Annotated in this window: 9 protein-coding genes; 7 read left to right on the forward strand and 2 right to left on the reverse strand. The window is 73.8% G+C overall.

Features of this window, described 5'->3' with window-relative positions:
- Positions 1-196: 196 nt before the first annotated feature.
- A complete protein-coding gene (locus QSK45_RS24040) occupies positions 197-1,858 on the forward strand; it encodes a DAK2 domain-containing protein (protein WP_285560197.1) in 1,662 nt (553 codons plus the stop codon).
- A 236-nt stretch (positions 1,859-2,094) separates the two neighbouring features.
- Here the strand turns inward: QSK45_RS24040 and QSK45_RS24045 are convergent, their stop codons facing one another.
- Positions 2,095-4,941, reverse strand: coding sequence for a tetratricopeptide repeat protein (locus QSK45_RS24045; protein WP_285560198.1), 2,847 nt, complete (start codon positions 4,939-4,941; stop codon positions 2,095-2,097).
- Positions 4,934-6,769, reverse strand: coding sequence for an HSP90 family protein (locus tag QSK45_RS24050; RefSeq protein WP_285560489.1), 1,836 nt, complete (start codon positions 6,767-6,769; stop codon positions 4,934-4,936). The genes QSK45_RS24045 and QSK45_RS24050 overlap by 8 nt, the downstream gene beginning before the upstream one ends.
- A 201-nt stretch (positions 6,770-6,970) precedes the next feature.
- Between QSK45_RS24050 and recG the strand changes: the two genes are divergently transcribed.
- From recG to rpmF, 6 genes are all read left to right on the forward strand, one after another.
- Positions 6,971-9,199 carry an ATP-dependent DNA helicase RecG gene (gene recG, locus QSK45_RS24055; protein ID WP_285560200.1) on the forward strand — a complete coding sequence of 743 codons (2,229 nt, stop codon included), beginning with the start codon at positions 6,971-6,973 and terminating at the stop codon, positions 9,197-9,199.
- Positions 9,200-9,319: 120 nt separating this feature from the next.
- Positions 9,320-9,907, forward strand: coding sequence for a 16S rRNA (guanine(966)-N(2))-methyltransferase RsmD (gene rsmD / locus QSK45_RS24060; protein WP_285560202.1), 588 nt, complete (start codon positions 9,320-9,322; stop codon positions 9,905-9,907).
- Positions 9,908-9,933: 26 nt separating this feature from the next.
- Positions 9,934-10,413, forward strand: coding sequence for a pantetheine-phosphate adenylyltransferase (gene coaD, locus QSK45_RS24065; protein WP_285560495.1), 480 nt, complete (start codon positions 9,934-9,936; stop codon positions 10,411-10,413).
- Positions 10,414-10,477: 64 nt separating this feature from the next.
- The gene (locus tag QSK45_RS24070) at positions 10,478-11,593 is read left to right on the forward strand and encodes a F0F1 ATP synthase subunit B (protein ID WP_285560204.1); all 1,116 of its coding nucleotides are present in this window, start codon (positions 10,478-10,480) and stop codon (positions 11,591-11,593) included.
- A gap of 153 nt (positions 11,594-11,746) precedes the next feature.
- Complete coding sequence (locus tag QSK45_RS24075; protein WP_285560206.1) at positions 11,747-12,391, forward strand: YceD family protein; 645 nt, start codon at positions 11,747-11,749, stop codon at positions 12,389-12,391.
- Positions 12,392-12,393: 2 nt separating this feature from the next.
- A complete protein-coding gene (rpmF, locus tag QSK45_RS24080) occupies positions 12,394-12,567 on the forward strand; it encodes a 50S ribosomal protein L32 (RefSeq protein ID WP_003951102.1) in 174 nt (57 codons plus the stop codon).
- Positions 12,568-12,581 lie beyond the last annotated feature (14 nt).

Here is a 12,581-nt window from a genome sequence, read left to right on the forward strand (position 1 = left end):
CGTACGACCTGAGATCTGAGTGGCGTTGCCAGGGGAAAAGCCCGATCAGATCGGGCAACCGGAGCAGCATAGCAAGCCTGCGTCGGTAGAGCGAAACTACCATGACCGCGGGGGTCCCCGCCCCCGGCCCACTTCCGGCGGGCACCGTCCCGGGGTCTACGCTGCGACCACGTCAAGCCAGCTCAGGGAGGCGCAGGTGGCGCAGGTGCCGGGGACATTTCTCGATGGTCTCGGGGTGCGCACCTGGTGCGGTCTGGCCCTGCGCGCCCTGGGGCGGGCGCGCGAGGAGATCGACGCGATCAACGTCTATCCGGTGGCCGACGGCGACACCGGGACCAATCTCTATCTGACCCTGGAGTCCGCCGCGACGGCCGTGGAGGCCGTGTTCGCGGGGTACGAGACGGAGCCCGCCGAGCCGTCCCTCCAGGACGCGGTGCGCGCGATGGCCCACGGTGCGCTCATCGGTGCCCGGGGCAACTCCGGCACGATCCTCGCCCAGCTGCTGCGCGGCATGGCCCAGGTGCTCGCGGGGGACGGCGCGGAGCCGCGCTGCGACGGGCCCGCGCTGCGGCTCGCGCTGCGCCGGGCCGCCGATTCCGCCCGGCAGGCCGTGGCCCATCCCGTCGAGGGCACGGTGCTGACGGTCGCCTCGGCCGCCGCCGACGCCGCCGAGCGCGCGGACGGCGACTGCGGGACGGTGGCCCGAGCCGCCTACGAGGGCGCCCGCACCGCCCTGGCGGCGACCCCGGCCCAGCTGTCCGTCCTGGCGCGGGCCGGAGTGGTCGACGCGGGGGGCAGCGGGCTGGTGGCGGTGCTGGGCGCGCTGGTGGAGGCGTGTACGGGGGAGGGGCCCGGAGAGGCCGTGCGCGAGACCACCGCCCAGGCCCCGCGAGCCCTGCCCGACGCCGCAGCCTGCGCCGAAGCGGCCGAGGACGGCGGTCCCGCCTTCGAGGTGATCTACCTCCTGGAGGCCGACGACGTGGCCGTGACCCGGCTCCGCGCCCGCCTGGACTCCCTCGGCGACTCCCTGGTGGTCGTCGGCGGCGACGGGCTGTGGAACGTCCATGTGCACGTGGACGACGCGGGCGCCGCCGTGGAGGCGGGGGTGGAGGCCGGGCGGCCCTACCGGATCCGGATCACGCACTTCGGGGCGGGGGACGTGCACACCGGTGGCCCGCGCCCCCCGCGCGAGCGGGCCCAGCGGGCCGTCGTGGCCGTCGTTCCGGGACAGGGCCTGGCCGGGCTGTACGCGGAGGCCGGCGCGACCACGGTGCTCGCGCGCCCCGGGGAGCCGCCCGCGAGCGGGGAGCTGCTGGCGGCGGTACGGCGGGCCCACGCGCGCGAGGTCGTGCTGCTGCCCAACGACGCCGAGCTGCGCGACACCGCGGCCGCGGCGGCCGAGCAGGCCCGTACCGAGGGCGTCCGGGTGGCGCTGATCCCGACCCGCTCGGCGGTCCAGGGCATCGCGGCGCTCGCGGTGCACGAGCCCGGCCGCCGGTTCGACGAGGACGTCGTCCAGATGACCTCCGCCGCGGGCGCCACCCGCTACGGCGAGGTCGTCGTCGCCGAACGCCAGTCCTGGACGACGGCCGGCATCTGCCAGGCCGGGGACGTCCTCGGCCTGATCGACGGCGACGTGGCGGTGATCGGCACGGACGTCGCCACCACCGCCGAGACCGTCCTGGACCGCATGCTCCAGGCCGGCGGCGAACTCGTCACCCTCGTCGTCGGCGACGAGGCCCCCGAAACCGTCGCCGGCCGCCTGGAGACCCGGGTACGGGAGTCCTACCTGGCCGTGGACACGGCGGTGTACCGGGGCGGCGGCCAGGGGGCGCTGCTGCTCATCGGGGTGGAATGAGCGCGGGGCCGGCTCGTCGGTCCGGGCTGCCGGTCCGTCCGGGCGCGGTGGCGGGGCGTCCGGGGCGCCTCGGCCGTCCGGAGACCCGGGTACGGGGGGTGCCGCGCGCCGCCGCACGGTGAGCGCGTGGGGCGGGCGTCGGTTCGGACCGGGGTGGTGGCCGGCCTGCGTGCGGTGGGACGCGGCCGCGGGAGGCGCGGCGCTCGCCGGGGCGGCGTGCGCGCGGCGGTCCCGGGTCACTCCTCCGTGGCGAGCAGCCGGGTGGCCTCCGCGCGGCGTGCGCGGACCGTCTCGTCGTCGTCACCCGTGTCCGCGTAGGCCGCGAGGACGGCGCGGGCACGGGCCGCCGCTTCCTCGGGGCGTCCCAGTTCGGCGGCGAGCCGGCCCGCCGTGAGTTCGGCGCCGGTGCGGTCGTGCAGCCCGTCCGCGCCCAGCGAGCCGAACAGGGCGACGGCCCGTTCGAGGTGGGCCGGCGCGTCGCCGGGGTTCGCGCCCTGAGTGAGGAGATCGCCGAACTGGCGGTGGGTGTGGGCCAGTTCGGCCGTCAGCTCGTTCCGGGTCGCGGGGTCCGCCGCGGCCTCCCGCGCGCGCTCGCACGCCTCCACGGCCTCGGTCATCAACCCCGCGGCCGCCGTGGCGTCCTCGCTCAGCGCCAGCCACGCGCGGGCCCGCAGGGAGCGGACGAGGAGGTGCGGTCTGCCGAGGGAGCGCCACAGCTCGCCCGCGCGGGCGTACGCCTGGTCGGCCTCCGCCACCAGGCCCGCGTTGCCGAGGGCGTCGGCGGCGAGGTGGGCGAGCGTGGCGTGGTCCCGCTGGTCGGACCAGTGCCGGGCGATGTCGGCGGCCAGCAGCCGCTGCTCCGCCGCCGCCCGGTGCTCGCCCAGCTCCTCCAGGCAGTCCCCGAGCCACCAGCGGGCCTGGACGACGGCCTCCTCGCCGTGCGTCTCGGCGCGCAGGTCGGCCAGCGCCGACTCCAGCACCTCGGCCGCCTCCGCGCACCGCCCCTGCCGCAGCAGGTGACCGCCCAGCCGCTGCCGCGCCCAGGCCCCGAGCGTGCCGGACTCCCCGGCCTCGTCGGCCCAGTGCGTGGCCTCCAGCGCATGCGCCCCGGCCTCCGCGGCGTCATCGCGCGCGGCCGCCGACTCGGCTATCCGCAGGTGCAGTTGGGCACGACCGGCCGGTTCCACGTACGGCCCGCCGTGCTCCAGCGCCGCCCGCAGCGCCCGCTCGGCCCCGTCCCGGTCACCGGCCTCCTCGGCCAGCGCCGCGAGCCGTACCTCGTACTCCACCGCGCACCACGGCAGTCCGGCGCGCACGTACTCCTCGGCGGCCCGCCGGAGCAGCTCCGTCGCCCGCGCGCCGTCCCCGGCCGTCCCGGCCAGCTCGGCCAGCATGCCCCAGGCCTCGCCGGCCCGAGCCGCCAACCGCACGTCCCGCGTGCCGTGCCCCTCGACCAGGGCCAGCACCTCGCGCACGGCGGCGCCCGCGTCCTCGGGAGAACCCCCGGCGCGCGCCCGGTGCATCAGGATCCGCGCCCTGCTCATCAGCACGGCCGCGGTCTGCCGTACCCCGGTCGCCTCGGCGGCGTGCATCGCGCGGACCTCGTCGTACAGGCCGGTTACGGCGGTCAGGGCCGCGTCCGCCTCGCCCCGCAGCGCCCGGAAGTAGGCGCCCCTGGCCCGTGCGGCCAGGGCCTCGCCGGGATCGCCCGCCGCCACGTACAGCTCGGCCGCCCGTTCGAACAGCTCGGCGCCCTCGGGGCCCCGGGCCATGGCCTCGTGGTCGGCGAGTTCCGCACGGTCGCGCGGCGCCAGCTCGGTGTCGCCCGCGGCGCGCGCCACCGCGGCCCATGCCTCCAGCGCGTTTGGGCGCAGGCCGTCCGCCAGCCGGTGCGCCTCGGCGAGGAGCGCGGGCAGGTCGGGTGCGGCGGCGGTGGCCGGCGCCGGGGGAGCGGGCGGCGGGACCGGGCGGGGGGTGCGCACGCCCAGCGAAAGGCGCTCCACCAGCGGCCGCCCGGCCATCCGCGCCCGTGCCCGGTCACCGACGTACGACGTGCCGTTGCGCGCGTCGAAGCGCTCCGCCAGGGCCAGCGCCTCCGTGCGGGCGTGGGCCGCGAGGTCCCGGGCCGTCCAGGCGCGCCCGGCCGGGCCCGGCACCCGCTCGTGACCGAGGCCCAGTTCGGTCAGGCGTTCGGTCAGCAGGGTCACCACGGCCAGGAAGTCCAGTCGGCTGCGCGGATGCCCGGTGTCCGTGAAGTACGCGGGCCGCTCGGCCAGCAGTTCGAGACCGCGAGCCTCGTTGCCGGTCAGCGCGCAGAACTCCACGTGCTCGGCGTACGCGCCCCGCATGCTTTCCATGGGCCGCACCAGCCTGAGCCCCCGCAGATGGTGCGCGCGGGCCTCCTCCGTCCGGCCGAGCCGCAGCAGCGGGGCCAGCGAGGCGGCGAGCACCGCGTGCGGCTCGTGCGCACAGGTGAACTCGCCCTCCAGCACCGGCCGCCACAGCTCCAGCGCCTCGGCGTCCCGGCCGGTCTCCACCTGCCACAGGCCCTGCCCGAGCAGCTCGCAGGCATGGCAGTCGGCCATCTCGTCCCGGTCCGCGGCCAGCCACGCCGCGTACGCCCGCTCCGCCCGCGCCAGGTCCCCGATGTGCGCGGCCACACTGAACTCGGCGCTGCGCACGGCCCGTTCGGAGTGCCCGGCGAGCCGGTAGCGGTGCTCCATCTCGCCCAGCCACTTCTCGATCGAGGCGAGCGGGACGTGCGGCTGGTCCAGCATGCCCGCCGACATCCACTTGAAGAACCAGTGCAGCGAGTGCGTCTCGTACGCGTCGAAGTCCTCGGGCCGCTCGTCCCACATCCGCAGCAGCCGCGCGAAGGGGACGAACATCTTGTCCTTCTCGGAGCTGTAGTTGTAGACGTTCAGCTGGTGCCCGAGCGCCTCGATCACGGCCAGCGGGACGTCCAACCCCTCGGCCGCCGTGAGCAGTTGCTCCGCGCGGGCGTTGCGGGCCGGGCCCTCCGGCTGCTCGGCGTTCTCCGCCATCGCCCGGCGCAGCTCCGCCAGGTCCCTGATCTCAGCCATCCGTTCCCCCTCGCGTCGCCCACTCCAGCAGATCGCCGAACGCCCGGTTGAGCAGCGCGGAGTCCGCGGGCCGCAGGGGCCGCTGCGCCATCAGCAGCGCCTGCCCGTACAGCGACTCGACCGCGGTGCCGATCAGTTCCGGGTCGTCCAGCGAACCGATCCTGCGGATCAGCGGATTGAGGTGGTTGAGCACCAGCCGGGCCCGGGGCGCGCTGCCGCGCAGGGAGCCCAGGATGCCCGCCCACAGGTCGTCGGCCCGCTCCTCGGCGGCCGCACGCGCCTGCTCGTGCCGCGCCGACCGGTCGTCCAGGTGCAGCGCGGGCACCGACAGCGGATGGAAGGCGCGCAGCACGACATCGCAGCCCAGCGGGTCCAGCCTCGCCCGCGCGGCCGCCAGGAACCCGGTGAGCGCCAGCTCCACGCCCGGGTCGACCCCGTCCAGATGCGCGGTCACGGTGTCCGCGTCCAGCTCGGCGACCACCGTCCCCGGCCGCACCGACGGCAGCGCCTCGATCAGCTCGCTGTCGTACGTGTAACCGCCGTTGACCACGCCCACGCCCTGTGCCGAGGCGATCGGCGCGACCTGCCGGAACTCCTCGACGCTGCGCGTGAAGTGCACCACCGGGTGCCGGCGCGCGAACTCCTCCAGCGACAGCCGTCCGTCGGTCGTCTCGAACGGCAGCCACGGCAGCATCGTGCGCAGCATCCCGCGGTCGTGCCGCGCCAGCGACTTCACGCCCAGGTGGTGCACCGCGAGGAACGCGGCCAGCCGCTCCGGATCACCGGCCGCGAGCCCGGTCAGCCAGGCCCGGATCCGCTCACCGAGCGCGTCCCGCACGGCGGCCAGGGTCTCGTCCTCGTACAGCGACTCGCGCGAGGCCGTGGGCCGCAGACTGTCGGTGTCCAGCACGCAGCGCACGAAGAACGCCCAGTCGGGCAGCAGCTGTTCGGCCCGCTCGGTCAGCAGCATGCCCTTCAGATGCACCCGGTGCGTCGCCCGCTGAGCCGGGCTCACCGCCGACGGCAGCACATAGGCCACCCCGCGGACCCCGGCCAGCGGTACGTCCAGGTCGATCGAGTCCAGCGGGGTGAACCCGAACTGCTCGTGGCAGTGCCGGGCGAGCGCCACCCGGCGGGCGCCGGGGCTCGGATACGGCCGGTCCCACGGCGCGGGCAGCTCGCCTATCGGCTCCTCGTCCACCCGGACGTCGTACGGCAGCAGCGCGCCGAAGTCCCGGGCCAGCGCGCGGACCCGCTCGGGCGCGAGCCACTCGGCTGCCCCGGGCCGCGCCGTCAGCCGCACTGTCGTACCGGGCTCGGGCCGCGCCGCGTCGGGGAGCGTCCGCACGGTGTACGAGCCGTCGTCGCGCGCCGTCCATTCCACCGGCGGAGCGTCCGGCGTACGGGCGCTGCGGCTGACCACCCGGATCCGCTCGGCGACCACGAAGGCGGCGAGCAGACCGATGCCGAACTGCCCGAGGAAGCCGGAGCGGGCCTCCTGGAGGCCCTCGGCGCGCTTGGAGCTGCGCCCGATGGTGGCCAGCAGTTCGTGCACGTCCGACTCGGTGAGCCCGATGCCGCTGTCCTCCACGCACAGGACGCCGTCCGCCGTGCGCAGCCGGACCAGCGCCGGCGCGTCGGGCTGTTCGGCCCGCCGGGCGGTGACGGCGTCCACGGCGTTCTGGAGCAGCTCGCGCAGGTAGACCTTCGGACTGGAGTAGAGGTGATGGGAGAGCAGGTCGACCAGGCCGCGCAGGTCGACCTGGAAGCTGTGAGGGGGAAGAGGCGGATGGGGCGTCTGGGATGACTGTGAGGTCTGGGAGTCCATCGTCACTGCGCCGGAGGGGACGCGTTTCGGCGCGGGGTCGGGCGGTCCCGCTGCCAGGGCGGTGACCGCGAAGGATGGCCGGAGCGCGCCATCCTAGGGCCGAATCCGGGAGCCTGACCAGGGGTTTCCAGGACCTGTACGGCATCTCGGGACGAATCCCCGGGGCACCGCTCTACGGCAATGTCGGTGCGGTGGTGTGCAATGGATGCCGTGCCCGCACTGGAAGAACCACTGAGACAGCCCCTGAGGTCAGTGCTCGGCCCCGCCACCGCGAAGGTGATGGCCGAGCACCTCGGCCTGCACACCGTCGGCGACCTCCTGCACCACTACCCGCGCAGGTACGAGGAGCGCGGCCAGCTCACCCACCTCGCCGACCTCCCGATGGACGAGCACGTCACCGTGGTCGCCCAGGTCGCCGACGCCCGCCTGCACACCTTCGCCTCCTCCCGGGCGCCCCGCGGCAAGGGCCAGCGCCTGGAGGTCACGATCACCGACGGCAGCGGCCGCCTCCAGCTGGTCTTCTTCGGCAACGGCGTGCACAAGCCCCACAAGGACCTGCTGCCGGGCACCCGCGCGATGTTCGCCGGCAAGGTCTCCGTCTTCAACCGCCGCCTCCAGCTCGCCCACCCGGCCTACGAGTTGCTGCGCGGCGACGGCGAGGAGACCGTCGAGGCCTGGGCGGGCGCCCTGATCCCGATCTACCCGGCGACCGCCAAACTGGAGTCCTGGAAGATCGGCAAGGCGGTGCAGACCGTCCTGCCCGCCGCCCAGGACGCCGTCGACCCGCTGCCGCCCGCCCTGCGCGAGGGCCGCGGCCTGCTCCCGCTCCCCGAGGCCCTGCTCAGGATCCACCGCCCGCACACCAAGGCCGACATCGCCGACGCCCGCGCCCGCCTGAAGTGGGACGAGGCATTCGTCCTCCAGGTCGCCCTGGCCCGCCGCAGGCACGCCGACGCCCTGCTCCCGGCCGTCCCCCGCCGCCCCGGGGCCGACGGCCTCCTCACCGCCTTCGACGACCGGCTTCCCTTCACCCTCACCGAGGGCCAGCAGAAGGTCTCCCGTGAGATCTTCGCCGACCTGGCCACCGAACACCCCATGCACCGGCTGCTCCAGGGCGAGGTGGGCAGCGGCAAGACGCTGGTCGCCCTGCGCGCCATGCTCGCCGTGGTCGACGCGGGCGGGCAGGCCGCGATGCTCGCGCCCACCGAGGTGCTGGCCCAGCAGCACCACCGGTCGGTCACGGAGATGATGGGCGACCTGGCCGAGGGGGGCATGCTGGGCGGCACCGAGAACGCCACCAGGGTGGTGCTGCTCACCGGTTCCATGGGCGCCGCGGCCCGCCGCAGGGCCCTGCTCGACCTGGCCACCGGCGAGGCCGGGATCGTCATCGGCACCCACGCCCTGATCGAGGACAAGGTCCAGTTCCACGACCTCGGCCTGGTCGTCGTGGACGAACAGCACCGCTTCGGCGTGGAGCAGCGCGACGCCCTGCGCGGCAAGGGCAAACAGCCCCCGCACCTCCTCGTCATGACGGCCACCCCGATCCCGCGCACCGTCGCCATGACCGTCTTCGGCGACCTGGAGACCTCCGTCCTCGACCAGCTCCCGGCGGGCCGCTCCCCGATCGCCAGCCATGTCGTCCCGGCCGCCGACAAGCCGCACTTCCTGGCCCGCGCCTGGGAGCGGGTGCGCGAGGAGGTGGCGAACGGCCACCAGGCGTACGTCGTGTGCCCCCGCATCGGTGACGACATCGACGAAGCGGCCGGCCCGAAGAAGGCGGGCGAGAAGAAGTCCCCCGAGGACGAGGCCGAGAAGCGCCCCCCGCTGGCCGTCCTCGACGTGGCCGGACAACTGGCGAAGGGCCCCCTCCAGGGGCTGCGGGTCGAGGTGCTGCACGGCAGGATGCACCCCGACGACAAGGACGCGGTGATGCGCCGCTTCGCCGCCGGCGAGACCGACGTCCTGGTCGCCACCACGGTCATCGAGGTGGGCGTGAACGTCCCGAACGCCACCGCGATGGTCATCATGGACGCCGACCGCTTCGGCGTCTCCCAGCTCCACCAGCTGCGCGGGCGCGTCGGCCGCGGCTCGGCACCCGGCCTGTGCCTCCTGGTCACCGAGATGCCCGAGGCCAGCGCCGCCCGCCAGCGGCTGAACGCGGTCGCCTCCACCCTCGACGGCTTCGAACTCTCCCGCATCGACCTCGAACAACGCCGCGAGGGCGACGTCCTCGGCCAGGCCCAGTCCGGCGCCCGCTCCAGCCTCCGCGTCCTCGCGGTCATCGAGGACGAGGAGGTCATCGCGCAGGCGCGGCAGGAGGCGACGGCGGTGGTCGCGGCGGACCCGGACATGGAGCATCTGCCGGGCCTCAGGACAGCGTTGGACGCGCTGCTGGACGAGGAGAGGGAGCAGTACCTGGAAAAGGGCTGAGGCGCCCCGCGGGGGAGCGGGGCAGTATGTGACATGCGGCCGCCGCCGCGCGGGCGCGAGCGACCACGGGGCGCGGCCTGCCAGACTGGATCGGCAACCGCCCCCGAACAAGGAACGAAGATGACCCGCGTGATCGCCGGCAAGGCAGGCGGACGGCGCCTCTCCGTACCGCCCGGCACAGGAACCCGGCCGACCTCGGACCGCGCACGCGAAGGTCTCTTCTCCACCTGGCAGTCCCTCCTCGGCGGCCCCCTGGAGGGCGAACGCGTCCTCGACCTCTACGCCGGCTCCGGCGCCGTCGGCCTCGAAGCCCTCTCCCGCGGCGCGAGTCACACCCTCCTGGTCGAAGCCGACCCCCGCGCCGCGAGGACGGTCCGCGAGAACGTGCGGAACCTGGGCCTCCCCGGCGCCGAGGTCAGATCGGGCAAAGCCGAACAAGTCATCAGGACCGCGCCCCCCGCCGCCCCGTACGACCTGGTCTTCCTCGATCCGCCCTACGCGGTCACGGACGACGATCTTCGCGAGATTCTCCTCACACTCCGCTCGGAGGGGTGGCTCACGCAGGACGCGCTGGTCACCGTGGAGCGCAGCACCAGAGGCGGCGAATTCCGGTGGCCGGACGGTTTCGAACCGATCCGGTCCCGTCGCTACGGCGAGGGAACGTTTTGGTACGGTCGCGCCGCCTCTACGTGCGAAGACGCACGATGACCGGACCGGAGAGCGAGGGATCTCAAGTGCGCCGCGCCGTCTGTCCCGGGTCGTTCGACCCCATCACCAACGGACATCTCGACATCATCGCCCGAGCCTCCCGGCTGTACGACGAGGTCTACGTCGCGGTGATGATCAACCAGTCCAAGAAGAGCCTGTTCGAGGTCGAGGAGCGGATCGAGCTGATCCGCGACGTCACCTCCGAGTACGCCAACGTACGGGTGGAGTCCCACCACGGCCTCCTCGTGGACTTCTGCAAGCAGCGCGACATCCCGGCCATCGTCAAGGGCCTGCGCGCCGTCAGCGACTTCGACTACGAGCTGCAGATGGCCCAGATGAACAACGGCCTCACCGGCGTCGAGACGCTGTTCGTGCCGACCAACCCCACCTACAGCTTCCTGTCCTCCTCGCTCGTCAAGGAGGTCGCGGCGTGGGGCGGCGACGTCTCCCACCTGGTGCCGCCGCAGGTCCTCGCCGCCCTCAAGAGGCGGCTGCGCAAGGACTGATGGGACTTGGGACTACAGTCGTCCCGTCCGTCTCCGATCCGGCTGTAGGAAGTGGCGAGCACAGGTGGACGTGCAGAAGAAGCTCGACGAGATCGTCTCGGCGGTCGCCGGCGCACGGGCCATGCCCATGTCGGCGTCCTGCGTGATCAACCGCGCCGAGCTGCTCGCGATGCTGGAAGAGGTGCGCCAGGCGCTGCCCGGCTCCCTCGCGCAGGCGCAGGAGCTGATCGGCGACCGTGAGCAGATGGTCGAGCAGGCCCGCCAGGAGGCCGAGCGGATCATCGAGAGCGCGCACGCCGAGCGGGGCTCGCTGGTCTCCGGAACCGAGATCGCCCGCCGCTCCCAGGCCGAGGCCGACCGGATCCTCGCCGAGGCCCGCCAGGAGGCCGAGGAGGTCCGCGCCGAGGCCGACGACTACGTCGACTCCAAGCTGGCCAACTTCGAGGTCGTCCTCACCAAGACCCTCGGCTCGGTGGGCCGCGGCCGCGAGAAGCTCCTCGGCACCGGCCCCGGCCTGGACGAGAACGGTTACGAGGACGAGGACGCCCCCGAGCGCAGCCTGGACCCCGAGACCCTGCGGCGCGACGCCGACACGTACGTGGACACCAAGCTGGGCGCCTTCGAGGCGGTGCTCGCCAAGACCCTGGAGGCGGTCGGCCGCGGCCGCCAGAAGCTGCACGGCCGGATCGCCACCGACGACCTCGGCGCCCTCGCCGACGACACCACGACCTTCCAGCACTCCAGCGACGCCGACTACCTCGCCGACCTGGCCGCCCTCGCGGACGCCCCGGCCGAGCCCCAGCGCCGGCGGACGGAGCCGCCGGCGTACGAGTCCCGGCCCGAGCAGCCGACGTACGACCCGCGGCCCGAGCAGCCCGCGTACGAGCCGCAGCCCGCCTACGGGGCCTACGACCAGCAGCAGGCCGCCTACACCGGCTTCCCGCAGCAGCCCGCCTACGGCCGGCAGGACGCCTACGGGTACCAGCAGACCGATTCCTACGGCTACCAGGGCGGCTACCCCCAGCAGCCCGCCTACGACCCCCAGCAACAGCCGGCCCAGCCGCCGCAGCAGCCCCAGTCGCAGCAGGACTACGCGCTGGACGAGACCAGCCTCTTCGACACCAGCATGATCAGCGCGGAGCAGCTGCGGGCCTACGAGCAGGGCCGCGGTTCCCGCTGAACCGACCCGGATTGGGACCTGAGCGCAAGGTCCAGTATCCTGGCTCTTCGGTCGCGCGTGCCCTGACGCTTGAGTACGGAGCCGTCCGCGATCGCCGCCGTCCGGAAACACCGTCGGGCGGTGTCCCTTCGAGTTCGTAGATCGAAAGCAGGAATGGCTTCCAACGCCCGCCTCGACCACCGCAACCCCCTCGTGTTCGACACTCACGAGCTGGGTCGGCGTCCTGGTGCGCTGCAGCGCCTGACCCGCGAGATCGACGCCCCCGGGGATCTCGGTATCCAGGGAGTCGTCGAGGTGCCGGAAGGCGCCCCGATGGAACTCGGACTCCGGCTTGAGTCGGTCATGGAAGGGGTGCTCGTCACAGGCACCGCCCGTGCAACGGCCAAGGGGGAGTGCGTAAGGTGTCTGGAGCCGGTCGAGCTGGAGCTCGAAGCGGACTTCCAGGAGCTGTTCTCGTACCCTGACGCCGACGACCGGGGCCGTGTGATCGCGGAACCGGGCGACGACGCCGAGGACGACGAGGACAGGCTCTTCATCGAGGACGGTCTGATCGACCTCGAACCTGTGCTGCGCGATGCGGTGGTGCTCGCACTGCCGATGCAGCCGGTGTGCCAGGAAGACTGCCCGGGTCTGTGCTCCGAGTGCGGAGCCCGGCTCGCGGACGACCCGGACCACCACCATGACGCCGTCGACATCCGTTGGGCGGCTTTGCAGGGACTCGCCGGCACCATGTCGGACGGCGAGAAGGACGAGATGAGCGGCGCCGAAGCGGGCGTCGACGAGAAGCAGGAGAAGTAGCCGTGGCTGTTCCGAAGCGGAAGATGTCGCGCAGCAACACGCGCCACCGCCGGTCGCAGTGGAAGGCTGCGGTCCCCACCCTGGTTGCGTGCGAGCGCTGCCACGAGCCCAAGCAGCAGCACATCGCGTGCCCGTCTTGCGGCACCTACAACAAGCGCCAGGTCCTCGAAGTCTGAGCGGTTGGTGAGAG

It is taken from the genome of Streptomyces hygroscopicus subsp. hygroscopicus (assembly GCF_030269125.1).
Classification (GTDB): Bacteria; Actinomycetota; Actinomycetes; order Streptomycetales; family Streptomycetaceae; genus Streptomyces; species Streptomyces hygroscopicus_C.